The 26,399-nt window shown below is 58.0% G+C and carries 30 protein-coding genes and 1 other RNA gene; 14 read left to right on the top strand and 17 right to left on the bottom strand.

All coding sequences use genetic code 11. The features are described from left to right. The gene (gene glpT, locus Q6A51_RS03135; RefSeq protein WP_304574118.1) at positions 1-1,344 is read right to left on the bottom strand and encodes a glycerol-3-phosphate transporter; all 1,344 of its coding nucleotides are present in this window, start codon (positions 1,342-1,344) and stop codon (positions 1-3) included. Between the two features lie 272 nt (positions 1,345-1,616). Here glpT and Q6A51_RS03130 point away from each other — a divergent pair, with 272 nt between their 5' ends. Further along, positions 1,617-2,300 carry an energy transducer TonB gene (locus Q6A51_RS03130; protein ID WP_304574117.1) on the top strand — a complete coding sequence of 228 codons (684 nt, stop codon included), beginning with the start codon at positions 1,617-1,619 and terminating at the stop codon, positions 2,298-2,300. Next, on the top strand, positions 2,301-2,948 hold the full coding sequence (locus Q6A51_RS03125; protein ID WP_304574116.1) for an energy transducer TonB: 648 nt from the start codon (positions 2,301-2,303) through the stop codon (positions 2,946-2,948). Positions 2,949-3,037: 89 nt separating this feature from the next. Here Q6A51_RS03125 and Q6A51_RS03120 read toward each other — a convergent pair whose 3' ends face one another. From Q6A51_RS03120 to Q6A51_RS03105, 5 genes are all read right to left on the bottom strand, one after another. Continuing rightward, positions 3,038-3,886: a hypothetical protein gene (locus tag Q6A51_RS03120; protein WP_304574115.1), complete on the bottom strand. Its 849-nt coding sequence runs from the start codon at positions 3,884-3,886 to the stop codon at positions 3,038-3,040. Further along, positions 3,867-4,157: a bacteriocin immunity protein gene (locus tag Q6A51_RS03115; RefSeq protein ID WP_201019416.1), complete on the bottom strand. Its 291-nt coding sequence runs from the start codon at positions 4,155-4,157 to the stop codon at positions 3,867-3,869. The genes Q6A51_RS03120 and Q6A51_RS03115 overlap by 20 nt, the downstream gene beginning before the upstream one ends. Next, entirely contained in the window at positions 4,154-4,912 is a 759-nt protein-coding gene (locus Q6A51_RS27325) for an S-type pyocin domain-containing protein (protein ID WP_322791240.1), read from the bottom strand. The genes Q6A51_RS03115 and Q6A51_RS27325 overlap by 4 nt, the downstream gene beginning before the upstream one ends. Next, complete coding sequence (locus Q6A51_RS27320) at positions 4,858-5,790, bottom strand: hypothetical protein (RefSeq protein ID WP_322791239.1); 933 nt, start codon at positions 5,788-5,790, stop codon at positions 4,858-4,860. Before Q6A51_RS27320 ends, Q6A51_RS27325 begins: the two co-directional genes overlap by 55 nt. 131 nt (positions 5,791-5,921) lie before the next feature. Then, positions 5,922-6,899 carry an NADPH:quinone oxidoreductase family protein gene (locus tag Q6A51_RS03105; protein WP_201019414.1) on the bottom strand — a complete coding sequence of 326 codons (978 nt, stop codon included), beginning with the start codon at positions 6,897-6,899 and terminating at the stop codon, positions 5,922-5,924. Between the two features lie 130 nt (positions 6,900-7,029). Between Q6A51_RS03105 and Q6A51_RS03100 the strand changes: the two genes are divergently transcribed. Continuing rightward, positions 7,030-7,437 carry a flagellar basal body-associated protein FliL gene (locus tag Q6A51_RS03100; RefSeq protein ID WP_201001167.1) on the top strand — a complete coding sequence of 136 codons (408 nt, stop codon included), beginning with the start codon at positions 7,030-7,032 and terminating at the stop codon, positions 7,435-7,437. A 6-nt stretch (positions 7,438-7,443) separates the two neighbouring features. On the opposite strand, the gene Q6A51_RS03095 is transcribed toward Q6A51_RS03100, so the two are convergent. Further along, the gene (locus Q6A51_RS03095; protein ID WP_201001175.1) at positions 7,444-7,893 is read right to left on the bottom strand and encodes an EVE domain-containing protein; all 450 of its coding nucleotides are present in this window, start codon (positions 7,891-7,893) and stop codon (positions 7,444-7,446) included. A gap of 188 nt (positions 7,894-8,081) precedes the next feature. Here Q6A51_RS03095 and Q6A51_RS03090 point away from each other — a divergent pair, with 188 nt between their 5' ends. Further along, positions 8,082-8,234 carry a hypothetical protein gene (locus Q6A51_RS03090; RefSeq protein WP_201001177.1) on the top strand — a complete coding sequence of 51 codons (153 nt, stop codon included), beginning with the start codon at positions 8,082-8,084 and terminating at the stop codon, positions 8,232-8,234. A 51-nt stretch (positions 8,235-8,285) separates the two neighbouring features. Here the strand turns inward: Q6A51_RS03090 and Q6A51_RS03085 are convergent, their stop codons facing one another. The 4 genes from Q6A51_RS03085 to Q6A51_RS03070 form a co-directional block, all read right to left on the bottom strand. Further along, positions 8,286-8,906: a 5-formyltetrahydrofolate cyclo-ligase gene (locus Q6A51_RS03085; protein WP_304574114.1), complete on the bottom strand. Its 621-nt coding sequence runs from the start codon at positions 8,904-8,906 to the stop codon at positions 8,286-8,288. 90 nt (positions 8,907-8,996) lie between these two features. Next, positions 8,997-9,175, bottom strand: a non-coding RNA gene (gene ssrS, locus Q6A51_RS03080) — 6S RNA. Positions 9,176-9,205: 30 nt separating this feature from the next. Next, complete coding sequence (locus Q6A51_RS03075; protein WP_201001180.1) at positions 9,206-9,535, bottom strand: cell division protein ZapA; 330 nt, start codon at positions 9,533-9,535, stop codon at positions 9,206-9,208. Then, entirely contained in the window at positions 9,532-9,741 is a 210-nt protein-coding gene (locus tag Q6A51_RS03070) for a TIGR02449 family protein (RefSeq protein ID WP_304574113.1), read from the bottom strand. The genes Q6A51_RS03075 and Q6A51_RS03070 overlap by 4 nt, the downstream gene beginning before the upstream one ends. 148 nt (positions 9,742-9,889) lie before the next feature. On the opposite strand from Q6A51_RS03070, the gene Q6A51_RS03065 reads away from it, so the two are divergent. The 8 genes from Q6A51_RS03065 to gcvH all read left to right on the top strand — a co-directional run bounded on the left by Q6A51_RS03065 (position 9,890) and on the right by gcvH (position 18,841). Beyond that, a complete protein-coding gene (locus tag Q6A51_RS03065; RefSeq protein WP_025258009.1) occupies positions 9,890-10,444 on the top strand; it encodes a YecA/YgfB family protein in 555 nt (184 codons plus the stop codon). 76 nt (positions 10,445-10,520) lie between these two features. Continuing rightward, complete coding sequence (pepP, locus tag Q6A51_RS03060; RefSeq protein WP_304574112.1) at positions 10,521-11,855, top strand: Xaa-Pro aminopeptidase; 1,335 nt, start codon at positions 10,521-10,523, stop codon at positions 11,853-11,855. After that, positions 11,852-13,039 carry a 2-octaprenyl-6-methoxyphenyl hydroxylase gene (ubiH, locus tag Q6A51_RS03055; RefSeq protein ID WP_201001182.1) on the top strand — a complete coding sequence of 396 codons (1,188 nt, stop codon included), beginning with the start codon at positions 11,852-11,854 and terminating at the stop codon, positions 13,037-13,039. Before pepP ends, ubiH begins: the two co-directional genes overlap by 4 nt. A gap of 51 nt (positions 13,040-13,090) precedes the next feature. Continuing rightward, positions 13,091-14,311, top strand: coding sequence for a 2-octaprenyl-3-methyl-6-methoxy-1,4-benzoquinol hydroxylase (locus tag Q6A51_RS03050; RefSeq protein ID WP_201019410.1), 1,221 nt, complete (start codon positions 13,091-13,093; stop codon positions 14,309-14,311). Between the two features lie 160 nt (positions 14,312-14,471). Next, positions 14,472-15,473 carry an extracellular solute-binding protein gene (locus Q6A51_RS03045; protein WP_201001184.1) on the top strand — a complete coding sequence of 334 codons (1,002 nt, stop codon included), beginning with the start codon at positions 14,472-14,474 and terminating at the stop codon, positions 15,471-15,473. A gap of 89 nt (positions 15,474-15,562) precedes the next feature. Next, complete coding sequence (locus Q6A51_RS03040; RefSeq protein WP_201019409.1) at positions 15,563-17,179, top strand: ABC transporter permease; 1,617 nt, start codon at positions 15,563-15,565, stop codon at positions 17,177-17,179. A gap of 147 nt (positions 17,180-17,326) precedes the next feature. After that, entirely contained in the window at positions 17,327-18,409 is a 1,083-nt protein-coding gene (gcvT, locus tag Q6A51_RS03035; RefSeq protein ID WP_304574111.1) for a glycine cleavage system aminomethyltransferase GcvT, read from the top strand. Positions 18,410-18,454: 45 nt separating this feature from the next. Further along, complete coding sequence (gene gcvH, locus Q6A51_RS03030; RefSeq protein WP_201019407.1) at positions 18,455-18,841, top strand: glycine cleavage system protein GcvH; 387 nt, start codon at positions 18,455-18,457, stop codon at positions 18,839-18,841. Positions 18,842-18,894: 53 nt separating this feature from the next. Here the strand turns inward: gcvH and Q6A51_RS03025 are convergent, their stop codons facing one another. From Q6A51_RS03025 to Q6A51_RS03005, 5 genes are all read right to left on the bottom strand, one after another. After that, positions 18,895-19,215 carry a DUF2388 domain-containing protein gene (locus Q6A51_RS03025; protein WP_201001189.1) on the bottom strand — a complete coding sequence of 107 codons (321 nt, stop codon included), beginning with the start codon at positions 19,213-19,215 and terminating at the stop codon, positions 18,895-18,897. Positions 19,216-19,272: 57 nt separating this feature from the next. After that, entirely contained in the window at positions 19,273-19,725 is a 453-nt protein-coding gene (locus tag Q6A51_RS03020; RefSeq protein ID WP_201001191.1) for an NfeD family protein, read from the bottom strand. 10 nt (positions 19,726-19,735) lie between these two features. After that, positions 19,736-20,656 (bottom strand): SPFH domain-containing protein, encoded by a 921-nt coding sequence (locus Q6A51_RS03015; protein ID WP_025258019.1) that lies wholly within the window; start codon positions 20,654-20,656, stop codon positions 19,736-19,738. Positions 20,657-20,695: 39 nt separating this feature from the next. Then, entirely contained in the window at positions 20,696-22,480 is a 1,785-nt protein-coding gene (locus tag Q6A51_RS03010) for a GspE/PulE family protein (RefSeq protein WP_201019405.1), read from the bottom strand. A 110-nt stretch (positions 22,481-22,590) separates the two neighbouring features. After that, positions 22,591-22,938 carry a hypothetical protein gene (locus Q6A51_RS03005; RefSeq protein WP_201019404.1) on the bottom strand — a complete coding sequence of 116 codons (348 nt, stop codon included), beginning with the start codon at positions 22,936-22,938 and terminating at the stop codon, positions 22,591-22,593. A 127-nt stretch (positions 22,939-23,065) separates the two neighbouring features. On the opposite strand from Q6A51_RS03005, the gene Q6A51_RS03000 reads away from it, so the two are divergent. Continuing rightward, entirely contained in the window at positions 23,066-23,536 is a 471-nt protein-coding gene (locus Q6A51_RS03000; protein ID WP_304574110.1) for an Lrp/AsnC family transcriptional regulator, read from the top strand. Between the two features lie 79 nt (positions 23,537-23,615). On the opposite strand, the gene Q6A51_RS02995 is transcribed toward Q6A51_RS03000, so the two are convergent. After that, positions 23,616-24,983, bottom strand: coding sequence for a CYTH domain-containing protein (locus tag Q6A51_RS02995; RefSeq protein WP_304574109.1), 1,368 nt, complete (start codon positions 24,981-24,983; stop codon positions 23,616-23,618). 160 nt (positions 24,984-25,143) lie between these two features. On the opposite strand from Q6A51_RS02995, the gene argE reads away from it, so the two are divergent. After that, on the top strand, positions 25,144-26,292 hold the full coding sequence (argE, locus tag Q6A51_RS02990) for an acetylornithine deacetylase (RefSeq protein WP_304574108.1): 1,149 nt from the start codon (positions 25,144-25,146) through the stop codon (positions 26,290-26,292). Positions 26,293-26,399 lie beyond the last annotated feature (107 nt).

The following is a 26,399-nucleotide window of genomic DNA, read 5'->3' as shown; positions in this document are numbered from 1 at the left end:
TCAAGTTTCCCGGGACGTGCTGGCAACCTGCTTGTGACGTAGTGTTGGCGCAAGGAACGCCATCGCCAGGATGCAGGCACCGATCAGCAGCACGAAACCGCCATCCCAGCCGAAGTGGTCAACGGTGTAACCCATCGCCGCACTTGCTGCGACCGAGCCGCCCAGATAACCGAACAGCCCCGTGAAACCTGCCGCAGTACCGGCAGCCTTCTTGGGTGCCAGCTCCAGGGCTTGCAGACCGATCAGCATCACCGGACCGTAGATCAGGAAGCCGATGGAAACCAGAGCGATCATGTCGACGGTCGGGTTGCCTTCCGGGTTCAGCCAGTACACCAGCGTTGCGATGGTCACCAGGAACATGAACACCATGCCGGTCAGGCCACGATTGCCCTTGAAGATCTTGTCCGACATCCAGCCGCACAGCAGCGTGCCCGGAATGCCCGCCCACTCGTACAGAAAATACGCCCACGAAGTCTTGTCGACCGTGAAGTGCTTGGCTTCTTTCAGGTAGGTTGGAGCCCAGTCCAGCACGCCATAGCGCAGCAAATAGACGAACACGTTAGCCAGGGCGATGTACCACAGCAGTTTGTTGCGCAGCACGTATTTGACGAAGATTTCCTTGGCGCTGAATTCTTCTTCATGGCTGGCATCGTAGCCTTCCGGGTAGTCGTTCTTGTAGTGCTCGATCGGTGGAAGACCGACCGACTGCGGCGTATCGCGCATGGTCGCGAAAGCGAATACCGCTACCAGCAAGGCTACGGCTGCCGGCACATAGAATGCCGCGTGCCAGTCGTTGGTCCAGCCCATGCCCAGCAGAAACAGCGGGCCGATCAGGCCTCCACCCACGTTATGCGCCACGTTCCAGACCGAAACCACACCGCCGCGTTCTTTCTGCGACCACCAGTGCACCATCGTCCGCCCGCTTGGAGGCCAGCCCATGCCTTGTGCCCAGCCGTTTATGAACAGCAGCACAAACATGATCGTGACACTGGACGTCGCCCAGGGCGCGAAACCGAAAATGAACATCACCCCGGCCGACACCAGCAACCCGAACGGCAGGAAATAGCGTGGGTTGGACCGGTCCGAAACCAGCCCCATCAGGAACTTCGACAGGCCGTAAGCAATCGCAATGGCCGACATCGCCACCCCCAGTTGCCCGCGTGTGTAGCCTTCCTCAATCAGGTAAGGCATCGCCAGGGAGAAGTTCTTGCGCAGCAGGTAGTAACCGGCATAACCGATGAAAATACCAGCGAAGATCTGCCAGCGCAGACGACGGTAAGTGCTATCGACCTTTTCTTCGGGTATGGGTGCCAGGTGCTTGGCAGGACGGAAAAACGCAAACATGCAGACGCTCCGGGTTTTTATTTTTTGCGAATGCGAATATTACATTTTCGTTACAGAAAAAAGCAGTGCTTTTTCTGAAAGTTCAGTAGGAAATGTGAGGCTGTTCGTGTTCTTTTGTGAACATCAGGTTTTGGTTTGCGCCGCCTGATTTGTTTGGGATTGGTCCTACGCGGCAATGGGATTTCGTGTCCTTATGCGCCCTGAGGGAGGCTTCTACTATCGCGATCGCTACGCCATGCAGGCGTTCATATCGCGGTTTGTAGAGGTTATGGATGAAGCTTTTCGTGTTTGTTTTTGTTCTTTTGCTGCCGCTGTCGGTGCAGTCTGCCGATGTCTTGCTTGTCCCGCTGTTTACGCCCAAACCCGAGTACCCTCCGGCCTTGATCAAAAGCAGATACACCGGAAAGGTACGAGTCCAGCTGGTGGTGAGTTCCAGCGGCAATGTTCAGGACGTTCGGGCTATAGAAAGCGGGCATCCAGAACTGACTGAAGCCGCTGTGTGGACCTTGGCCCAATGGCGTTATCGCCCATGGATCGGAGCCATTGGCGCGCCTTCGCAAGTCAGCATTATGGTCCCTGTCATTTTTGGCTCTCACGGAAGCAGGCACTTCAATGATGAAATTGATATCGGCCTGAGCAATTTCCGCTGTGCTTATGTGAATAACGAAGTCGATACGCAAACAAGGGACTTCCCGGAGGAGCCTTTGAATAAAGTCGACGTGTTCTGGTACACCGGTCAGTTCCTGTTCAGCAGCTATGCCGCTCTTTTACGCAGTGAAGATGAGCGAAAAGTCTTGCTTGAGCAGTTAGGGCAATCGATACCAGATATTGTGAAACGCTGCCGGCTTAATCCAGAGCACAGTTATGGGGACTACCTTCCCGTTTCCATCAAGAGCCTGTTGAGTGGTTTGACGCAGACCGACTATGTACCCAGCGTTTTGCAAGGAGCGCTGTGAATGTCGAGAAAACCTCATGGGCTGGGTGCGTTGTTGTTTACGGGTTTTTTGTTTGCGGGCTGTGCAAAAGCGGCCGATTCATACCCGGTGCCATTGTTCATGCCGGATATCGAGTATCCAGAAGAGCTGCGCGGTTCACGTGTAAAAGGCGATGTTGTCGTACGGATCTTTATTCAGGCCGATGGCGGGGTTCGATTCCTTGAGGTACTTGATTCGACCGAGCCAAGATTCGTCGCTGCAACCAAGCGGGCTATAGAGCAATGGCGTTTCGAGCCCTGGACGCCGTCAGGCCCCAATCCTGAGGGCGAAGTGGTGAAGGTCATATACAGCTATTTAGGGCGGCCGCATAAAGGACCGTCGCTTACCGCCAATGTCGAGTTAAAGAAGGTGTCATGCCGTCAGCTTATTAAAGAAAGAGATGAAAACTGGCGGGAAAAGGGTTCGTCTTATAAGGCGGATATCTTGACCCGAACGGAGCACTACCTTTCAAGTGGGCATGTCATACAGCAGTTTCTTTCAGCCGATGCGCGGGAGGCGCTGGTCATGGAGTTTATTAACGCGACTCCGGGCATCCTGGAGAACTGTCGAAAAAATCCCGACAGAAAGTATGTGGATTATCTGCCGGAGAATGTCCGGCGGAGTTTGTAGCGTGGGGTGTTTGTATTTTTCGCGAATAAATTCGCTCCTACGGTCTGCGTAGGGGCGAATTTATTCGCGAAGCCTGTTCTGGGTGGGCGTCAAGCGGCGGCTTGGCTCATCCTGAGAACTTCATCGAAGTGGATATCGTCGGATAAGTCTGCATGCGGCTGCATCGCCTCATGAAACGCCATGATCGCAACCTCAATGCTTGCTCCAAGGCTGCTCATCGCCAACTTGATCTGCTGACTGGCTTCTGGTCCTGGAATCCACGCGACTGACTGAGTGGCAACCTGAGGTTGGTTCTCGACCGTTTCACTTTGCGCCTGACGTGCGGCCAGCGTTCGTGCAGCCTCCTCGACCTGACTGCGTGCAAGTGCCAGCGCAGCCTGCTTTGCTTCTTCGATCTGACGCCTGGCCAGCTCACGAGCCTCTTCTTCGGCCTTTATCCGAGCAGCTTCTTCAGCAACGTGCTGTGCCTGGAGGCGAGCGGCCTCGGCTGCCAGGTGTTGGGCTTGCAGTTGCTCTTGCTCGGCCAGTCGGCCTGCAACTGGCGCAATGCGCTGTGCGAACTCGGCCAGAAAACGATTGGATTCCAGTGCGATGTGAGCGTTGTAGATGTTCATTGTGAACCCTATCCACGTCATTCCCGCGTTCTGGTGCGCAACTTGACTCTCTATAGACTCCTTGGTGTGCGACATATGGCCCAAGTACAGCTTGGCATCACTGAGGTCTTGGGGGGCAATCACTGCAAGTTTGCTCGCCGCAAGATGTTCGGCACTCACGCGATAACGCGCAACCACCTGAGAGGGGGCCATGCCGACCGTGTTGCCGACTTGACCAGCCAGCTCTTTTTGCAGAAAGTCAGGCAGTTTATGAAGATGGTTTTGAAACTCTTCCATGAAGTTCTCTCTTGTTAAAAAGGTTGTATTAATGATGTGGTTGATCATGGTGGTTGTCGGGTGATTTGAATCCCGGTTTTCCATTCTGAGCACGCCATCTTTTTACTGTTTCCAGAATGCCCTGATTGGTGGGAACTTCTGCGTAATAAATCAAATCTGAGCCGTCAGGGTGCTCCGTTATTTCTATAAAGTGGTCCAATAAGAGATCCGTGTGTCTTTCAAATTCTTCTCCGGGCAGGTTTCTAGGGTTGGTGAACTCGTTGATAAGGTCTAGAAACTCTTGCTCTGTGTAATTTTCCAGTTTTCTTTTGAGGTTCATTGCAATTTCCTGTGATGTTCGATGTGCTGTCTGGGAGGAAGTACTCTCAAGTTGTCAATGTCGTAAACACCCCCGCCGTTCGCTATTTCATGCACATGATGGATCTCAAAAACTTTCCGTCCTCCCACTTGATCAGCCAGCTTTGGTCGTGGAGCACGTCCGGACTTCATCAGCGCAAGGTTGTATGGTGTAAATTGTTCCTGAAGCTCTGGGTCACTGGCTATCGCCTTCCAGATTTCTGCTCGTAATCTGCCAAAACTACTGAACTGTCTACCCCTCAACTGATCCGCAATATGCGAAGGAATGGAAGCCCCTTGCGCACGCATGTTTTCGCCTAGCCAGATGCCTGTTACCGGTTTTCCGTATCCTGTCGCGACTCCCGGAATAGTCCGCGGGTCCTTGAAAAGCAGGTAGGTGTCCGGCAGGCCGGAGCCTGGCGGGAATACCAGGATGTAATCGTCAGGGTCGTCATTGACGAAGCTAGGCAGTTCGTCAACGCGGGTGCCTTGTGGCGATACATCCACTCCCGGGTCAACCGGCAAGGCCGGTTTCTGGCCTGGAAAACGGGTGGAGCTGTCTGCCGGTTGTTCAATTGGAGTCCAGACCAGTGCTGGCTGGGTATCGCCGTCACGAATAAATTCGTAGGTATTGTTCTGAGCGTTGTATGTGAAATTTCGGACACGAACTTTAGTGCCGATTTTTACGCCGTCTGCCACCACCCACTTGGCAACCGATTGTTGGCCGTCGTCCTCCATGACCAATCGGTGTGGAACATCAATGCTGCCGTTGACGCTGGCAACGTATTCCATATCCACCTGTGACGGCAGATTGAGTTGTGAGGCCGGGCTTGCGACATCCGGGCGTGACGCTCGGACAACTCCGTAGAGCGCTGCTCCAGAAAAGCCACCGACTCAGCGAGCAACCTGGCTTCATGCGCATTGCTCACGGCATCCGTCCAGGCCTGATGGGCCTGTTGAGCACGCTGCTGATCGCCTTGGCTGCGGGATTCCAGGTAGTGGCGATACTGCTCAGGTGTGGTGGCTGACAGCGCCTCGCCATGCGCCAGCGTTTTGAGGTTGCGTTGCTCCAGCTCGGCTTGCTTGCGGGCCAGCAGGTAGTTGATCCGGGATTTTTCCTGAAGGATCAGGTCCGCTGACTGTTGGCGGGTCGGGTTATCCGCCGGTGGTTTGAGGTCAGATTGAATCTCGCCTAGCAGCGCGGCGGGTAGCCCGGGTGCGGTCTGGTCGTAACGCTGAGCAAGATCAGACCTGAACGCTTTTTGAGTCTGGGTGAAGTCCCTGATCGCTTGTCGATACGCCTGCTCGCGCTGTGCCTGAGCGGCTGCCGCTTGAGCGCGTGCTTGTTCTGCGGCTTGCGCGTGAGCCTGAGCACGTGCCTGCTGTTCAGCTTGGGCTTGGGCCTCGGCGGCAGCTCGGGCTTGAGCTGCCTGTTGGCGGGCGCGAGCATGCAGCCGTCGACGCCGTCTTCTAAGGCTTGAAGAGCCTGTATTAGTGAAACTTCGATCAAAGAAGCCGGTATTTTGAGGTGCAGGATTACTACTGGGGGTGATGTTTACCGTTCCAGTTGTATTGTCATGTAGTACGTTGGTTTGTCGTTTCCTTCGTGTAGCCATACAAATCTCCTTGTTTGTATGGCTGGACGTTACGAATTTGCTGTCGGACGACGAGGTATATGTTTGTTGTTTTTGAAAGTCGTGAATTTATTTAAGTGGGAGTATCAGGGCTCTGTCTTTTTACCCCCATTTCAACCAACCGCCACCACCACTTTCCCCACCGCACTTCTTTTCCCCAGTACGTCAATCGCTTCTGCACCTCTTTCCAGCGGGTAAACCTGCGATACCAGCGGTTTCAACTTTCCTTCTGTATACCAATCAAACAATTGCTTGAAGTTCGCGGCATTGTCTTGAGGTTGTCTTTGCGCGAAGGAGCCCCAAAACACGCCGACTACTGATGCACCCTTTAATAGCGCGAGGTTTACGGGCAGTTCGGGGATGCGGCCGCTGGCGAAGCCGACGACCAGCAGGCGGCCGTTCCAGGCGATGGCGCGTACGGCCTGGTCGAAGAGGTCGCCGCCGACCGGGTCGTAGATGACATCGACGCCGTTGCCTGCGGTCAGGCGTTTTACTTCGTCCTTGAGGCTGGTTTCGCTGTAGTTGATGAGTTCGTCGGCACCGGCGTTTCTGGCCACTTCGAGTTTTTCGGCAGTGCTGGCGGCGGCGATGACGCGGGCGCCCAGGGCTTTGCCGATCTCCACGGCGGCCAGGCCCACGCCGCCGGAGGCTCCGAGCACCAGCAGGGTTTCGCCGGGTTGCAGGTTGGCGCGTTGTTTGAGGGCGTGCATGGAGGTGCCGTAGGTCATGCTGAATGCGGCGGCGGTGTTGAAGTCCATGGCTTGCGGGATCGGCAGTACGTTGTAGCCCGGCACGGCAACCTGTTCGGCGAAGCTGCCCCAGCCGGTCAGCGCCATGACCCGGTCGCCGGGTTTGAGGTGGGTTATCTTTTCACCGACCTGCGAGATGATTCCCGCTGCTTCGCCGCCAGGTGAAAAAGGGAAGGGCGGCTTGAACTGGTATTTGCCTTCGATGATCAGCGTGTCTGGAAAGTTGACCCCGGCAGCCTTTACATCGAGCAGGATTTCGTTCTTTTTGATGACGGGGCTGGCGACGTTTTCCAGTACCAGGGTGTCGGCAGGACCGAAGGCTTTGCAAAGCAGTGCTTTCATCGGACTATTCCTTTTCCAGTAATGGCCGATAAGGTCGGATATGCAGGTTTTCGGGTCAATGAGCATGGCCCGGCCTTATAAGCGTGTATAAGCTGTAACCTACGCGGCAACCCGTATTAAGGAGTGGACTGTGAAAGCGTGGATCTTGATGTTGTTGGCCTTGTCGCTGCCTGCCCTGGCGCAGGAAGAAGCCAAAGAAGGCGAGGGTGAGCCCAAGGCGGCTTATGTTTCCCTGACGCCTCCGTTTGTGGGTAACTACGCCCTTGATGGCGGGCCGAAGTTGCGCGTCTACAAGGCCGATATCGCCCTGCGCGTTACCGGTGCCGAGGCGCAGGCTGCAGTGAAACGTAATGACCCGCTGATCCGTAATCTGCTGGTTGCCCTGTTTACCCAGCAGACTGTCGACTCCATGAGCAGCGCCGATGCGAAGGAAAAGATTCGTCAGGAAGCGCTCAAGCAGGTCCAGCAAGTGATGACCAGCGAAGAGGGCAAGCCGATCGTTGAAGACTTGCTGTTTAACAACTTCATCGTTCAGTAACGCTTTTCAGCGCAGTGCCAGGATCGCCGACCACTGTTCGGCGGTCACGGGCATGACCGAGAGTCGACTGCCTTTCTGCACGAGAGGCAGTTGCTCAAGCGCCGCTTGTTGTTTCAGATAACCCAGCCCCAGCACTTTCGGGAATATGTCCACGAAGGCTACATCGACTGCGCTCCAGGGGTTTTTCTCGGCGCTTGCCTTGGCGTCGAAGTAATGACTTTGCGGTTCAAGGGCTGTCGGGTCCGGGTAAGCCGCTTCGATAATCCTGCCAACTCCGGCAATGCCCGGCTCCGGGCAACTGGAGTGATAGAAAAAGAACTCATCCCCCACTGCCATGCTGCGCAGGAAGTTGCGGGCCTGATAGTTGCGCACGCCATCCCAGCGGGTTTTGACGAGGCGTTGCAAGTCACTGATCGAAAGTTCGTCGGGCTCTGATTTCATCAGCCAATAGGCCATTGGGTGTTCTCCATGGAAATGCACAACATCGGGATGTTTTTATGACAAACCGACAGTCGGTTGGCGCCACTATTTGCGTACTGGTTCACGTTATCGCAAAATGCCGCTTTTTTAAGCACCCTGCTGTTACACAGCCTGTACAGAAGCGGCTGTTGGCAGCGCTTTGATTTGCCGAAGGAGGGCAGTCAATGAAACGCAAGCCGGATTTACTGTGGGTTTTAGTTGCATTGTTCGGCTTGGGTATCGTGACTACCGGTTATGCGCAGAGCTTGTGGACCAACAAGGTGGATGCTCCTGTCGAGATCACTCAGCAGCAACAGAAAGTGCCCGGGCGGCATTGAGGTTGTAAGCATCTTTCTTTTCCGGGGGCTATGCCTGTAGCTCCCGCCGCGTCACTTCCCAGATTCTTCTTGTGCCAGATACCAGCGTCTGTCCGATACCGTGCCTTGCAGCGGTACGTCCCAGCTTGCCTGTGCAAGTCGTTCGACCTTCTGGCATTCATGGGCCATGCCCAGCAGCAGCGGTTTTTTCCAGGTTTTTCTGCGCGCCAGGTAAGCCAGGCTTCGGTCGTAGAAGCCGCCACCCATCCCGAGGCGTCCGCCTTCGTCATCGAACCCGACCAAGGGCATCAGGATCAGATCCAGCGCCCAGATATTGCGTTGCCGTGCGCGGTTGATTCGCGGCTCGGGGATGCGAAAACGGTTGGGTATGAATTTCTCTCCGGGACGTACGCGCTGGAAAACCATTCTGGTACGCGGCCATGCGTTGAGCACTGGCAAGTAAGTCGCCTTGCCCCGGCGTTGGGCGGCGCGTAGCAAAAGGCGTGGGTCGATCTCGCCGTCCATGGGCAGATACAGCGAGACATGCCGGGCGCGACGAAACAGTGGGTGTTGCGCCAGTTGGCGATAGAGGCCGTGGGCGGCTTCGCGTTGCTGGCTGCGACTCAATGCACGACGCGCCTTGCGTAGCTGGCGGCGCAGTTGTGTGCGTGTGAGCGACGATGTGCTGATCATGAGTGCAAGATCATGCAGGCTGATCCGTGAGGTTGAAACCAGAGACAGGATCGTCACTGCCGGCAGCAGAACCGGCAATGAATTGAATGTGGACTCCCCGACGAACCGCTGTCGGTTTAGCCCTTGAACCCGAAAGTTCAAGGTGGAGATTGCAGGAGGTTTTAAGGCTTTCCGTCGAGCGGACATGCACACCAACCCCAACGTGCAACCCCCGTGGTTGTGCGTATCGGCTCAGGGACATGACCGACTGGCAAGCACTCCAGGGAGCGGCGCAAGTATACAGAAACGTCCGGAAATAATCAGCTGCGTGGTGAATCGGGTGTTGTCGGGGTTTCTGTGGACAGTGCCAGATCGACTCTTTCCAGCAGGTCGCGGACGTGTTCGCGGGTCGAACCGCTGGTTTGCACGTCAGGCAGATTCTGTTTGTGCAGCAGGTCGTGAGTGATGTTCAGGGCGGCCATGACGGCAATGCGGTCTGCGCCAATCACTTTCCCGCTGCTGCGGATTTCACGCATCTTGCCATCCAGGTAGCGGGCGGCGCTGACCAGGTTGGTGCGCTCTTCCTGAGGGCAAATGATCGAGTATTCCTTGTCGAGGATTTGAACGGTAACGCTGTTGCCATTACTCATGAGTCTTGCTCCAGGGCCTTGAGGCGCGAAATCATGGACTCGACCTTCTGCCGGGCGATTTCGTTCTTTTCAATGAGGTGGGCGCGTTCCTCGCGCCAGGATTTTTCCTGAGCTAGTAGGAGTGCATTTTGGCTTTTAAGTTGCTCGGAGTGTTTGAGCAGCAATTCCAGCCGGTTCATCAGGGCTTGCAGATCGGTGTCTTCCATTGTTTTCCACTGAGTACTTTCTGATGAATGGCACGGAGTCGGTTAACGCCACTGCCTCTAACCGCCGCGTTGATGATCTTGTTGCGCGGATAGTCTAGGATACAAGGCCTTCATTCTAGACATTGCGCCGTTTGGCGACTAGCTGCCCATGCCCATTCAGAATTCCCCGTACAAAGCATTTGCCACTCTGCTCAATACCAGTGGTCATCCTGTTTCCCCTGCCGAACTGCACGGCCTGTTGCTGGGGCGTAGTTGCGCCGGTGCCGGCTTCGATAGCGAAGGCTGGTTTGCCGATGCTTCCGTACTGCTGGAGACCGAGCCTGAGGACAACGTTCGTCAGGCACTGATCGGCTTGCAGGAGATGGTCAAGGGCGAGTTGACCGGTGATGACATGACCGTCGTACTGTTGCTGCCTGGCGATGACGAGCCGCTGACCGAGCGTGCGGCCGCACTGGGTCAATGGTGCCAGGGTTTCCTGTCGGGCTTTGGTCTGGCAGTCGGAGATGCGGTGTTGAGCATCGAGGCCACTGAAGTGTTACAGGACTTGGCTGCAATCGCTCAGGTCCAGGATGCACTGGAAGAGTCCGAAGACGGCGAAAGCGACTATATGGAAGTCATGGAGTACCTGCGCGTCGCACCACTGCTGCTGTTCACCGAATGCAGCAAGGCCGTTGCGCCACAGCCCAAGCCTTCCCTGCACTGATTGTTCATCACGGCGCGCTGTGTCAGGGCTTCAAGAGTCCTGACCGGCTAGCTCCACCAAGGGACCCCGTCTGCCCATGATCAATATTCCGAAGTCCGAATACGCCCGCCGACGCAAGGCCCTGATGGCCCAGATGGTGCCCAACAGCATCGCCATTCTTCCGGCAGCGGCTGTCGCGATTCGCAATCGTGATGTCGAGCATGTCTACCGGCAGGACAGCGATTTCCAGTACCTGAGCGGCTTTCCCGAGCCGGAAGCGGTGGTGGTGCTGATTCCGGGGCGTGAATATGGCGAGTACGTGCTGTTCTGTCGTGAACGCAACCCGGAGCGCGAGTTGTGGGATGGCCTGCGTGCAGGCCAGGAAGGCGCCATTCGTGATTTCGGTGCCGACGATGCGTTCCCGATCAACGATATCGACGACATCCTGCCGGGCCTGATCGAGGGGCGCGAGCGGGTTTACTCGGCCATGGGCAGCAACCCTGAGTTCGACCGGCATCTGATGGAGTGGATCAACACCATTCGCTCCAAGGCGCACCTGGGTGCGCAGCCGCCGAACGAGTTCGTTGCGCTGGATCATCTGCTTCACGACATGCGCCTGTATAAATCGGCAGCAGAAGTGAAGGTCATGCGTGAGGCCGCAGAAATTTCTGCACGCGCCCATATCCGGGCGATGCAGGCCAGCCGTGCGGGGCTATATGAATTCAGCCTGGAAGCCGAGCTGGATTACGAGTTTCGCAAGGGCGGGGCAAGGATGCCGGCCTACGGGTCCATCGTCGCCTCGGGCCGCAATGCCTGCATCCTGCACTATCAACAGAACGACGCGCCGCTCAAGGACGGGGATCTTGTGTTGATTGATGCCGGCTGCGAGATCGACTGCTATGCCAGCGACATCACCCGCACCTTTCCGGTCAGCGGCACGTTCTCGGCAGAGCAGAAGGCGATCTATGAACTGGTGCTCAAGTCTCAGGAAGCCGCGTTCGCTGCCATCGGCCCCGGCAAACACTGGAACCAGGCTCATGAAGCGACGGTCAGGGTTATTACTGGCGGGCTGGTCGAACTGGGTTTGTTGCAGGGCGACGTTGACGAATTGATCGAGAGCGAAGCCTACAAGGCGTTCTACATGCACCGTGCCGGGCACTGGCTGGGCATGGATGTGCATGACGTCGGCGAATACAAGGTCGGCGGCGAATGGCGGGTGCTGGAAGTCGGCATGGCGCTGACGGTGGAGCCGGGGATTTATGTCTCTCCCGACAATCAGAACGTCGCGAAAAAATGGCGAGGCATTGGTGTGCGAATCGAGGATGACGTAGTGGTGACCAAGAAGGGGTGCGAAATTCTTTCTGGCGGCGTGCCCAAGACTGTCGCTGAAATCGAGGCCTTGATGGCTGCCGCACGGACTCAAGCCGCATGAGCCGCTTCAATCTGGCCATTGTCGGTGGCGGTCTGGTAGGTGCCAGCCTGGCTCTGGCGTTGCAGGCGGGAGCCAAGGCGCGTGGCTGGAAGATCGTATTGATCGAGCCTTTTGCGCCGGGCGATACCTATCAGCCCAGCTATGATGCACGTTCTTCGGCTCTCTCGTTCGGGGCGCGGCGCATCTATGAGCGCCTTGGTCTGTGGCAGCAGATCAGTCGGCGTGCCGAACCCATCATGCAGATTCAGGTGTCCGACCGTGGGCGCTTCGGTGCGACTCGTCTGGCTGCAATGGAAGAAGGCGTGCCAGCGCTGGGATACGTGGTGGAAAACGCTTGGCTTGGCCAATGCCTGTGGGCCGGCCTGGACCGTGAAGTCGTCACGTGGCGCGTGCCTGCCGAAGTCTCGCGCATGCAGGCGTTGGCCGATGGCTATCGACTGACATTGAATGATGAAACCGAACTGGAATGCGATCTGGCTGTGCTGGCTGACGGCGGCCGCTCCAGCCTGCGCGAACAGTTGGGGATTGGTGTGCGGGAACGCTCTTACAATCAGAGCGCATTGATCGCCAATATCACCCCGAGCGAGGCGCATTGCGGGCAGGCGTTCGAGCGCTTCACGGACGAGGGGCCCATGGCCCTGCTGCCATTGCCGGAGAACCGCTGCGCGCTGGTCTGGACGCGCAATGGCAACGACACGCAACGCCTTGCCGCTCTGGATGACCGCAGCTTCCTCAGTGAACTGCAAAATGTATTCGGTTACCGCCTGGGCACCTTGCGTCAGGTCGGCACGCGACATGTGTATCCGCTTTCTCTGGTGGAAGCCGAAGAGCAGGTTCGCTCGCATCTGGTCGTGCTGGGCAATGCAGCCCATAGTCTGCATCCGATTGCCGGGCAGGGCTTCAACCTGTCATTGCGCGATGCCGATGCCCTGGCCGAAGCCTTGCTCGAAAGCGACAAGTCGCCGGGTGATCTGGCGACCTTGCTGGCCTATCGTGAAAGTCAGCGCCTCGATCAACAACTGACCGTGGGTTTCTCCGACAAGGTGACCCGCCTGTTTGGCAGTACGCAGCCGGTGGTCACGGCAGGTCGCAACCTGGGGTTGCTGGGGCTGGACCTGCTGCCGCCCGCCAAACGCTGGTTCGCCCGTCAGGCCATGGGCCTGGGCACTCGATCCGATGTGTGACGCACGGACTTTTAAAACACGGCCCAGGCCGCAAGCGAGAACGATCTAAGCATGGAAACCCGCGCAGATGTGCTGATTGTCGGAGCCGGAATGGTCGGCAGCGCCCTTGCATTGGCCTTGCAGGGCAGCGGCCTGGATGTCGTCGTGCTCGATGGCGGCCCTCTGAGTGTCAAGCCGTTCGATACGCAATCGGCCTTTGAGCCTCGCGTCAGTGCCCTCTCGGCTGCCAGCCAGCGGATTCTGCAGCGCCTTGGTGTCTGGGAAGGCATCGCCGCCCGTCGTATCAGCCCTTATGGGCAGATGCATGTGTGGGATGGCAGCGGCACCGGCGAGATCCACTTTTCCGCATCCAGCGTGCATGCCGAAGTGCTGGGTCATATCGTCGAGAACCGCGTGGTGCAGGACGCCTTGCTTGAGCGCCTGCACGACAGCGATATCGGTTTGCTGGGCAATGCCCGTCTGGAGCACATGCGTCACTCCGGCGACGACTGGCTGCTGACACTGGCCGATGGCCGTCAGTTGCGTGCGCCGCTGGTCATCGCTGCCGATGGCGCCAATTCGGCTGTACGCCGCCTGACAGGTACTCCGACCCGCGAGTGGGATTATCTGCATCACGCCATCGTCACCAGCGTGCGTACGGCAGACTCTCATCGCAAGACAGCCTGGCAGCGTTTTACCGACGATGGCCCTCTGGCGTTCCTGCCGCTGGAGCGAGAGGGCGAGCACTGGTGTTCCATCGTCTGGTCGGTGACTCCGCTGGAAGCCGAGCGCCTGATGGCGCTGGATGACGAAACCTTCTGTCGCGAACTGGAGCGGGCTTTCGAGGGCCGTCTGGGACAAATGCTGACGGCCGACCCGCGAGTATGTGTTCCGTTGCGTCAGCGTCACGCCAAGCGCTATGTCGCGCCGGGGCTGGCACTGATTGGCGATGCCGCACACACCATTCACCCTTTGGCCGGTCAGGGTGTGAACCTGGGCTTTCTCGATGCCGCCGTACTGGCCGAAGTGTTGCTGCATGCCGCTGAGCGTGGTGAGCGACTGGCCGATGTCCGTGTGCTCGGTCGTTACGAGCGCCGCCGCATGCCGCACAACCTGTCACTGATGGCGGCCATGGAAGGTTTCGAGCGCCTGTTCCAGGCCAACCCGCTGCCGCTGCGCTGGTTGCGCAACACCGGCTTGAAAGTGGTCAACAAGATGCCGGAAGCCAAGGCCATGTTCGTGCGTGAAGCCTTGGGATTGTCCGGTGAACTCCCTGAGCTTGCACGCCTGTAGGAGCAGATTCATTCGCGAAACCTTCACGGAAACCTTCGCGAATGAATTCGTTCCTACAGTGGCTTGAAACATCTGGTAACGCCTCGGGTGGCTGTTCGATTGTGATCGAAAATGGGATTAACTACCATTTCGCCTCATTTTTCGAACGCGAGAGACTCCCATGCAGGCTAGCAAGCGTCTTCTGGCTGCTTTGACACTGACCGTGCTCGGCAGCACCGCCCAGGCTGCCGATGAAGTCGTGGTGTATTCATCGCGTATCGATGAACTGATCAAGCCTGTCTTCGATGCCTACACGGCCAAGACCGGGGTGAAGATCAAGTTCATCACCGACAAGGAAGCCCCGCTGATGCAGCGCATCAAGGCCGAAGGCGAGAATGCCACGGCTGATCTGCTGCTGACTGTCGATGCCGGTAACCTCTGGCAGGCCGAGCAGATGGGGATTCTCCAGCCGTTCACGTCGCCTGTGATCGACGCCAATATCCCGCCCCAATATCGTTCTTCCAGCCATGCCTGGACTGGCCTCAGCCTGCGCGCGCGGACCATCGCCTACTCGACGGACCGGGTAAAGCCCGCCGAGCTGAGCACTTATGAAGCACTGGCGGACAAGAACTGGGAAGGGCGTCTGTGCCTGCGCACGGCCAAGAAAGTCTATAACCAGTCCCTGACGGCGACCCTGATCGAAACCCACGGCGCTGAAGCATCCGAGAAGATTCTCAAGGGCTGGGTCAACAACCTGTCCACCGATGTGTTCTCCGATGACATCGCGGTGCTTGAGGCAATCAATGCCGGGCAATGCGACGTCGGCATCGTCAACAGCTATTACTACGGTCGTCTGCACAAGGAAAACCCGGATCTGGCAGTGAAGCTGTTCTGGCCGAACCAGTCGGACCGCGGCGTACACGTCAACCTGTCGGGCATCGGTCTGACCAGACATGCACCGCACCCTGAGGCTGCCAAGGCTTTGGTTGAGTGGATGACCGGGCCAGAGGCACAAACCATCTTCTCCGGCACTAACCAGGAGTTTCCGGCCAACCCGAAAGTCGCGCCATCGGCAGAGGTTGCGAGCTGGGGCGCGTTCAAGGCCGATACGATTCCAGTCGAAGTGGCGGGCAAGCGTCAGGCCGAAGCGATTCGCATGATGGATCGTGCTGGCTGGAATTGATTTAATACCCGCCACACCCCCGCAGGAGCGAATTCATTCGCGAATGAATTTGCTCCTGCGGGGTTCTCCATGTTTTTTGAGAATCCCCCTTGGCCCATCCCGCCCAACGCCGCTGGTATCCCCTTGTTTTTGCCATCGCCGCTTTGGTGCTGTTGCCGCTGAGCGTGCTGTTGCTGTCCTGGGAAACCATCGACCGGGAGATCTGGTCGCATCTGCTTGAAACCCAGATGGTTCGCCTGCTGAGCAACACGCTGATTCTGGTGCTGGGCGTCGGCGTCGGTGTGACGGTGCTGGGCGTCAGTCTGGCGTGGCTGACCAGCCTTTGTGAGTTTCCCGGCAGACGCTGGCTGGACTGGGCCTTGATGCTGCCGTTCGCGATTCCGGCCTATGTGCTCGCGTTTGTCTTTGTCGGCCTGCTGGATTTCTCCGGCCCCGTGCAAACCCTGATGCGTGAATGGTTTGGCAACGGCCTGCGTTTGCCGCGTGTGCGTTCCACGGGCGGGGTGATCATCGTTCTTGTGCTGGTGTTCTATCCCTACGTCTATCTGCTGGCGCGCACGGCGTTCCTGGCACAAGGCAAAGGTTTGATGGAAGCTGCCCGCGTGCTGGGGCAAACGCCTTTGCAGGCCTTCTGGCGAGTGGCGCTGCCCATGGCGCGCCCGGCAATCGGAGCCGGCGTGGCACTGGCGCTGATGGAAACCCTGGCGGACTTCGGTGCTGTGTCGGTGTTCAACTTCGATACTTTCACCACGGCCATCTACAAGACCTGGTACGGCTTCTTCAGCCTTTCCAGTGCGGCGCAATTGGCCAGTCTGTTACTGCTGGCGGTCATGGTCGTGCTGTATGGCGAGCGTCGGGCACGGGGCGCCAGTCGTGCGACCAACGAGCGGCCCCGAGGCAAGGCGCTCTATCACTTGCGTGGGCTGAAAGCGCTGGCGGCCACTGGCTGGTGTGGGCTGGTCTTTATCTGTGCGTTTGCCGTGCCCATGCTGCAATTGATCGTCTGGGTCTGGCAGCGAGGTCGTTTCGATCTGGATGAACGTTATACCGGCCTGATCCTGCATACGCTGTATCTGGGTGGCATCGCTGCGCTTATAACTGTCTGTGTGGCGCTGATCCTGGTCTTTGCCCGACGCATGGCGCCAACCCCGGTGATTCGCTCTGGCGTGAGCCTGGCCAATCTCGGGTATGCGCTGCCCGGTTCGGTCCTGGCCGTGTCGATCATGCTGGCATTCAGTTATCTGGACCGGGAGTTGGTGATTCCACTCTCCGGCTGGCTTGGTGGCGCTGGCAAGCCTCTGCTGCTGGGCAGCCTGTCGGCTCTGGTGCTGGCTTATCTGGTGCGCTTCATTGCAGTGGCCTATGGGCCGCTGGAAAACAGCCTGTCACGCATCCGGCCCTCGCTGCCGGAGGCGGCCCGCAGCCTTGGGGTCAGCGGGCCAAAGTTGTTTTTCAAAGTGTATCTGCCGCTCCTGATTCCGGGCGCACTGAGCGCGGCGTTATTGGTCTTTGTCGACGTGCTCAAAGAGATGCCCGCCACCTTGCTCATGCGTCCGTTTGGCTGGGATACCCTTGCCGTGCGCATCTTTGAGATGACCAGCGAGGGCGAGTGGGCGCGTGCTGCATTGCCCGCGCTGACGCTGGTACTGGTCGGGTTGTTGCCCGTGATCGGGTTGATCCGGCGATCGGCGCGGCAGATTGGTTAGTCACTCCCCATACGGCTACAATGCGCCGCAATCGGTGCGGTCTGTCAGACCGTTCGGCTTGCTGTCATTTGTTGCAAACCTCTAGCCACGAGGGGCTGCCTTTGATCTGCCGGTCCGCACCTTCGCCACGCCCGGAAGGAGAAACCCATGGGACAGCGTACCCCACTCTTTGACCTGCACCTCGCGCTTGGCGCGAAGATGGTCGATTTTGGTGGCTGGGACATGCCGTTGCATTACGGATCGCAAGTTGAGGAGCACCATCAGGTACGCCGCGATTGCGGAGTGTTCGACGTCTCTCACATGCATGTGATCGATGTCATGGGCAGTCAGGCCAAGGCCTGGTTGCGTTACCTGCTGGCCAACGATGTAGAACGGCTGCAAAGTCCGGGACGTGCGTTGTACAGTGCCATGCTCGATGCCCGTGGCGGCATCGTCGATGACATGATTGTCTACCTCACCGCCAGTGGTTATCGCCTGGTGGTCAATGCGGCCACCGGTGCCAAGGACCTGGCCTGGATGCAATCGCACCTGACCGGTTTCGACGTGCAACTGGTCGAGCGCACCGGGCTGGCAATGCTGGCGATTCAAGGGCCGCGTGCCAGAAGCCGGATTGCCGAACTGGTGTCCAGCGCACGTGCCGAGATCATTCATCAGCTCAAGCCTTTTGAAGCCCGTGATGACGGCGACTGGTTCATTGCCCGTACCGGTTATACCGGCGAGGATGGTCTGGAAATCATCGTGCCGGCCGAGCAGGCTCCCGGTTTTTTCAATGATCTGGTCGGTGCTGGTATTTCCCCTATCGGTCTGGGCGCGCGCGATACATTGCGTCTTGAGGCCGGCATGAATCTTTATGGTCAGGACATCGACGAAAATGCCTCGCCGCTGGTCTCGAACATGGGCTGGAGCATTGCATGGGAGCCAGCCGGGCGCGACTTCATCGGGCGCGATGCGCTGGAGAGCGAGCGTGCGGCAGGTGTAGCCTCGAAACTGGTCGGGCTGGTGCTTGAAGAGCGCGGCGTGTTGCGGGCGCGTCAGGTCGTGCGTGTCGCAGAAATTGGCGAAGGAGAGATCACCAGTGGTAGTTTCTCTCCTACGCTAAGCAAGTCGATTGCTCTGGCGCGTGTTCCGATGGCGACTGCCGACCGGGCCGAGGTGGAAATCCGCGGCAAATGGTATCCGGTGCGTGTGGTGCAGCCAGCGTTTGTACGTCATGGCAAAACCCTGATCTAACCTATCTGGCGGGTTTTCCGCTGACTCGATGTAGAGGATGACTAAATGAGCAATATTCCCGCCGAACTGCGTTTCGCCGAAAGTCACGAATGGGCGCGTCTGGAAGCAGACGGTACGGTAACCGTTGGTATCTCCGACCATGCTCAGGAAGCGCTGGGTGACGTGGTTTTCGTCGAACTGCCGGAAGTGGGCAAGGTTTTCGCCGCCACTGACGCCGCTGGCGTGGTCGAGTCGGTCAAGGCTGCCTCCGATATCTACTCGCCTGTCGCTGGCGAAGTCATCGGGGTCAACGAAGCATTGGCCGATGCTCCGGAACTGCTGAACAGCACTCCGTACGAAGCCTGGATTTTCAAGCTCCAGCCGTCCGATGCCACCGCTGATCTGGCAAAACTGCTGGATGCCGCAGGTTACAAAAGCGCCATCGGCGAGTAACTGAAGGGCAAAAGAATGCCGCTCGAACGAGCGGCATTTTTCATGGGCGCCGATTACTGGTTTTCTGCAACCAGGTTCTTGGCGAGGATTGCGTTGGCCAGTTCCATGTCGGTGGCATTCAGCCCCGGGTTGTCCTTGCGCACCTGCTGGATAGCGGCTTCAAGGAATGGCCCGCGGATACCACCATCGCTGGCGACGAAGCTGCCGGCGTCATCCTGTGCGGCGACGATCAGCTTGTGATCCTTGAAGGTCAGGTAAGTCGAGCCGGTGGTAGCACCGGACGAAATCACGTTACGCCAGAAACCGTCGGCCATCGCTGAACCGACCGGAAGTGACAGTAAGGCACATGTGATGACAGCAAGTTTGAGACGCATGGTGTACTCCGACTGTGGTTGTTCTGAGGGGTTGGATAGCCGGAGCAGCACATGAGTTCAATTTAAGTCGAGGGCCTCGACCTTCAGGATCACACCGTCCTGACCAATGACTTTTACCAGACTGCCCTCCGGCGCGTCCGGTCCTGTCACGATCCAGACGCTGTCAGCCGCCTTGATCTTGCCCCTTCCATCGACAATCGCGGTCTGGACGGTGAAGGTGCGACCTATCAGTTCCTGTCCGCGCATGTTCAGCCCTGGCTGATCCGATGGGCGGGCTACGCTGCGTTGCCGATGCCACCAATAGGCGGCAGTCAGCACGGAAAACAGGGCAAAGAGCAGAAACTGCAAGGCCCACGGCATCTCGGGCATGACGAAAGTCAGGACGCCGACCGATGCCGCCGCAATACCGATCCATAGCAGATACCCACCTGCACCGAACACCTCGAATATCAACAGCACCGTGCCCAGCCCAAGCCAGTCCCAGGCCGACAGGTTTTGCAGGAAATTCATCGTCCTTGCCTCAGGCTTTCGGGTTGTTGAAGGTGGCTTTGACGATTTCTCCGATACCGCCCACCGCACCGATCACCTGGCTGGCTTCCAGCGGCATCAGGATGACTTTGCTGTTATTGGCAGATGCCAGTTTGCCCAGTGTCTCGACGTACTTCTGAGCGACGAAGTAGTTGATGGCCTGTACGTTTCCGCCGGCAATTGCTTCGGACACCACCTGGGTAGCCCGCGCTTCAGCTTCGGCCTGACGTTCGCGTGCTTCAGCCTCCAGAAATGCGGCCTGACGACCACCCTCGGCTTCCAGGATCTGCGCCTGCTTCTTGCCCTCAGCGGTAAGAATCGCAGAGGCGCGCAAGCCTTCGGCTTCAAGGATTTGCGCACGCTTGATCCGTTCGGCCTTCATCTGGCCGGACATCGCCGCCATCAGGTCTGCTGGCGGGCTGATGTCCTTGATTTCGATACGGGTGATCTTGATGCCCCAGGGCGCGGTGGCTTCATCGACCGTGCGCAGCAGGCGCTCGTTGATGTTGTCACGCTGACTGAGCATCGCATCCAGCTCCATGGAGCCGAGCACGGTACGGATGTTGGTTTGCAGCAGGTTGCGGATGGCGTGTTCGAGGTTGTTCACCTCATAGGCGGCCTGTGCCGTGTTGACCACCTGAAAGAAACATACGGCATCGATCTGTACGGTGGCGTTGTCGGCGGTGATGACTTCCTGAGGTGGAATATCCAGCACGCTTTCCATGACGTTGATCTTGTGCCCGATACGGTCCATCACGGGCACAATGATATTGAGGCCCGGTTTCAGCGTGGTCGTGTAACGGCCAAAGCGCTCAACCGTCCACTGGAAGCCCTGCGGTACAACCTTGAAGCCCATGAAGACAATAGCAACTGCCAAGCCGACGAATAACAGAACTACACTGCCGATTTGCATAACCTTTCCCTGTCGATTTCTGATGTTGAGTTCGTTTTTCTAGCGCTGCTCGCTCTGTGGCGTGACCCGCAGCACTTCCTCCAGTGTCGTCAGTCCTGCCGAGACTTTTTGCGCGCCGGACAATCGCAAGCTGCGCATGCCCTCCTTGAAGGCCTGCCGGCGCATGGCGGTCAGGTCCAGGTCGGCGCTGATCAAGGCTTTGACGCTGTCGGACATAAGCATGATCTCGTAGACACCGGCGCGTCCACGGTAACCTGTTTCACGACATTCCACGCAGCCCACGGCCTGATGCGCGCCGCTCGGCACCGGGGCCTGCCAGGGGCGGGTCAGGGTCTGCCAATCGGTTTCGTTCAGATTGATCGGAGCCTTGCAGTGCGGGCACAGCGTACGTACCAAGCGTTGAGCCATTACGCCAAGGATGGTGGCCTTGAGCAGGTAATGCGGCACGCCGAGTTCAAGCATGCGGCTGATGGCGCTGGGTGCATCGTTGGTGTGCAGGGTCGAGAGTACCAGGTGGCCTGTCAAAGCAGCCTGAATCGCCATTTCTGCGGTTTCCAGGTCGCGAATCTCGCCGATCATGATGATATCCGGGTCCTGTCGCATCAAGGCCCGCACGCCGCTTGCGAATGTCAGGTCGATATTGTGCTGGACCTGCATCTGGTTGAAGGCTGGCTCCACCATCTCGATAGGGTCTTCGATGGTGCAGAGGTTGACCTCTGAAGTCGCCAGCTTCTTGAGCGTTGTGTAGAGCGTGGTGGTCTTGCCCGAACCGGTCGGGCCTGTCACCAGAATGATGCCGTTGGGCTGGCTGGTCATGCCCTGCCAGCGACGCAAGTCATCGCTGGAGAAACCCAGTTGATCGAACTCCTTGAGCAGCACCTCGGGGTCGAAGATCCGCATTACCATCTTTTCGCCGAACGCGGTGGGCAGGGTCGAGAGCCGCAACTCCACTTCGCCGCCATCAGGTGTTGTGGTCTTGACCCTGCCGTCCTGAGGTTTGCGCTTTTCCGCGACGTTCATCCGGCCCAGGCTTTTCAGGCGGCTGACCACCGCCATGGTGACCTGCGACGGGAACTGGTAGACGTTATGCAGCACGCCGTCGATACGAAAACGTACGGTGCCTTGCTCGCGGCGCGGTTCGATATGGATATCGCTGGCGCGTTGCTGGAAAGCGTACTGGAATAACCAGTCGACGATATTGACGATATGCGCGTCGTTGGCATCGGGCTCCTGATCGCTGGCACCCAGCTTGAGCAACTGCTCGAAGTTGCCCATGTTGCTTATTTTTTGATCGGTTGAAGTGGCCCCGCTGACAGACTTCGCCAGCCTGAAGAACTCCACTGTCACGCGCTGGATATCGACCGGGTTGGCCACCACGCGCTTGATTGAGAGTTTCAGTACATGGGCCAGGTCCTCTTCCCAGGCGCGAACATAAGGCTGCGCGCTGGCGATGGTTACGGACTCGCGATCCACGGCCACTGCCAGGATCTTGTGGCGCTGGGCAAAGGCGTAAGACATCAGGGGCGTAACCGCCGCGACATTGATTTTCAGCGGATCGATACGCATGTACGGCTGATCGCATTGCTGCGCCAGCCAGTGGGTCAGGGTTTCCAGATCGAGTTTCTTGCCGGGACGCTTGAGGTCATCGAACTGTTGGGACGCAATGAACTCCAGCGGATGGAGCTGGATATTCGCTGCGCTACGGCGCTGGGTGAGTGCTGTTTCTGCGTCGATCTGGGTGAGGACGCCTTGGGCGACCAGATCACGTAGCAGATCGTTCAGATCGAGCCAGCGATCCTGTGACGATGGGGCGAGGACTGCCATGCGCGCTCCTTGGGGCAATTCATCATCAGACGATGAGCAAGAATAGTCCTCAAGCGTGCCAGTGTTGAGCCCTCTATGCGACCGGGAATTGCGAATCTTTGCGAGACAATTCAGCCTGCGGCCAGTGCCACACGCTGATGAGAGGCCTCTGTGGCGTGTATTTGCTCCAGTTCGACCGAATATACATCGATCAGATTGCGCATTTTTTCGCCAATCACCTGAGCCCGATGCCAGCTTAACCCGTCGACCAGAAGATCAATGGCCAGCATTTGATCCTGGCGTGAAACAATGATGTTCTGCGGCGTCAGGTATTGCATCGCAAACAGATTCAGGACCTGACACAGCAAAGCCGGTTCGGCTTCGGCCAGAACCTGATAGCGCGCGCAGCAGGAAAAATTGGCGGGTGACCATGTGTCCGGACGCATTTCGGGGGCTGCAACGGCTTCAAGGTTGGGCATACTGGCCTCTCCTGTATTGAGTGGAGAAATTCTTGCACGCCGAAACGGAAATTTCTGGTCTATGATCAATAGGTTTACGATTTTTTGGAATTGTTAATGCGTAATATGGATTTTAAAGGGATTGTTTATGCAAGTTGAGCTGGATGCTTACGACCGCAAGATACTGGCATTGCTGCAAGAGGATGCCTCGCTCTCCAGTGCCCAGGTTGCGGAGCAGGTGGGTTTGTCGCAGTCGCCCTGCTGGCGACGTATTCAGCGGCTGAAGGATGAAGGTGTGATACGGCGTCAGGTGACATTGCTGGATCGCAAAAAGATCGGCCTTGATACGCAGATATTTGCCGAGGTCAAACTCAATGCCCACGGGCGCTCCAATTTCACCGAGTTCACCGATTCGATTCGCGGTTTCCCGGAGGTGCTGGAGTGCTACGTGCTGATGGGGTCGGTGGATTTCCTGCTGCGTATCGTGACGCCGGATATCGAGGCGTATGAGCGGTTTTTCTTTGAAAAACTGTCGATGGTGCCGGGGATTCAGGAAGTGAACTCGACCGTGGCGTTATCCGAGATCAAGTCCACAACCAGTTTGCCGATTGTGAAGTAGTGTCTCTTCGCGACTGAAGTCGCTCCTGCGGTGTTGTGGATTCACAAACTGCGTGGAGCGAATTCATTCGCGAAAGCAATCACATACGCAGCAGGAGTTTCCAGGCGCGGCTCTGGAATACGGTCAGCGCCTGTTGCACGCGAGCATCGAGGACTTCATCACTGATGTTCTGGTGAGCCAGTTGCTCCAGCTTGTTCAACTCGCCATACAGACGATCCAGCTCCGGCAGGTCCAGCGCGCCGCGTGCCCAGTGCAGCCAGGCCTGGATGCGTTCGATACGTGGCAATTGCTCGGCCAGGTCTTCGGGTTGCTGCTGGTAGCGGCCCAGTTGCAGGGCAGTCGCCTCGTCGGCGAGCAGGCGTGGCAGCCAGCTTGCCAATAGCGCCGCGCCCTGGCGGTTGCCGCGGTTGTTACGCTCGACAGTCCAGCTGCGGTTCAGCAGCCAGCGCGAAGTATTCAGCGAGAACTCGCCCCAACGGGTGTCCTGCAGCTCTTCGAGGAACTGCTCGTGAGCCGCGCCGCGTACGTCTTCATCTTCCTGGCCGGCTTGCACCAGCGGGCGCCAGTCTTCCAGCAGGGCATCCAGTGCGGTACGCAATTGAGCGGTCGAGGCGCGTGGTGCGGCTTGTCCGAGGCTGCTGGTCAGTGAACGCAACTCGGCCAGCAGGTCGACCCACTCTTGCAGCAGGCGCCAATGACCATTGAAACGATATTGCTCGGCCAGACGCTGGCTGCTGCCCAGCAGATACCAGGCCAGTGCCGCATAGGCGTCGTCCAGTGGCGTTTCGGCGTCCAGCTTTGGCGCAGGCAGGCTCAGGGAATAGCTGTCGGCATTGAACAGGCGTTCGCCGCGTTCGGCCTTGCTGATATCGCAGGGCATCAGCGGCAGAGTGGCGGCCAGTTCTGCGGCCAGTTCCAGCAGCGCGGCAGATTCGCCTTCGCGCAATTCCAGCTCCAGCTCGCAGATTTCTTCCTTTTGCTTTCCGAGCACCACTTGACCCAGATCCAGAGCCGCCTCGATCACGACCTTGCTCTTGCCGCGGCCCCAGGAAATTTCCGCTTTTTCACGAACGAAATCAGTGGTGAACAGTGGTTTGATGGTTTTCTTGTCCAGATCCGCCAGTTGCTCGGGCCAGCAGTCGCCTTCGAGCTTCTTCAGATCCAGCTTGGCCTTGGGCAGGTCCCAGTTGAATTCGTTGCGCTCCGACAGGCCTGCCACGCTTTGCCCACGAGTCTTCAAGGTCTGGATGATCCGGTCACCATCGCGACGAATGCGCAGCGCGACCTTGGCCTTGGCCAGATCACGCTCCGGGGTGTCGAAATACTGGTTCGACAGATCGATACGCTCCCAGCCACTTTTGTTGCGCTTCTTCAACAAGGGGTGCTCGCGCAGTGCAACGAGGGTCTCGCGGCTGACGCGGAGTTTGATTTCTGTTTCTTTTTGCATGGCCGGGGAGTCCAAACGCTGATGCTGATAACGGGAGCGCAGCCAATGATTGACGGCTGCTGAGGGCGGCAGTGTACAGGACATGGCCTGCAACGGTTTATTCCGCAGGTGTTATGGCCCTATGATGGTCCGTGTTCCGTCCCGATTACAGGAAGCATACATGCCCTTGCCGTCCATGAAAGATCAGTTCGCTGCGTTGATTGCCGTGCCTTCGGTGAGTTGCACCCAGCCATCTCTGGACCAATCCAACTGTGCGGTGATCGATCTGCTGGCGGGTTGGCTGGGCGATCTGGGTTTTGCCTGTGATATCCAGCAAGTCTCGCCGGGCAAATTCAATCTTCTGGCGACTTATGGCTCAGGTCCTGGCGGACTGGTGCTGGCCGGGCACAGTGATACCGTGCCGTTCGATGAGGCGCTGTGGAAAACCGACCCGCTGAAACTGACCGAGGTCGATGGCCGCTGGGTCGGGCTGGGCAGTTGCGACATGAAAGGTTTTTTCGCGCTGGTTATCGAAGCCGTACGCGGTTTGCTCGATCAGCCGTTCAAGCAGCCGCTGTTGATTCTTGCCACCTGCGATGAAGAAAGCTCCATGGCTGGAGCGCGAGCTCTGGCTGAGGCCGGTCGTCCATTGGGGCGTGCAGCGGTCATTGGCGAGCCGACCGGGCTCAAGCCGATTCGCCTGCACAAGGGCGTGATGATGGAGCGTATCGAGATTCTCGGGCGCAGCGGCCACTCTTCGGACCCAAGCCTTGGGCACAGCGCGCTGGAAGCCATGCATGATGCGATCAGCGAACTCAAGGGCCTGCGTCAGCAATGGCAGCGTGAATTCCGCAACCCGCAGTTCAGCGTGCCGCAACCGACGATGAACTTCGGCTGCATCCATGGTGGCGATAATCCGAACCGGATTTGTGGGCAATGCTCGCTGGAGTTCGATCTTCGTCCTTTGCCCGGCATGGACCCGGACGCCCTGCGGGCCGCTATCCGGCAAAAACTGCAACCGCTGGCCGAACTGCATCAGGTGCAGATCGATTACGCGCCCCTGTTCCCGGAGTGTGCGCCGTTCGAGCAGGCGGCGGATGCGGAACTGGTGCGCATTGCAGAACGTCTGACAGGTCATACGGCGGCAGCAGTAGCATTTGGCACCGAAGCGCCTTATCTTCAGCGCCTTGGCTGCGAAACACTGGTTCTAGGCCCAGGCGACATCGCTTGTGCGCATCAGCCGGGCGAATACCTTGAAATGTCACGCCTGGAGCCTACAGTGCTTCTGTTACGTCAGTTGATCCAGCATTATTGCCTGAGCCCCCAATAAACGGGCCAGACAGAACCCGATAGAGAAGGAGATTGCGCGTGTTGCCAAGCCTGTTCCGACGATAACCACCACAGCGTTGTGCGTGTTTCTGTCTTTCGTCCATTCTT

Origin of the sequence: Pseudomonas serbiensis, from assembly GCF_030580745.1 — a bacterium.
GTDB lineage: Bacteria > Pseudomonadota > Gammaproteobacteria > Pseudomonadales > Pseudomonadaceae > Aquipseudomonas > Aquipseudomonas serbiensis.
The sequence above is the reverse complement of the archived record's forward strand: the minus strand, read 5'-3'. Positions and strand labels throughout refer to the sequence as shown.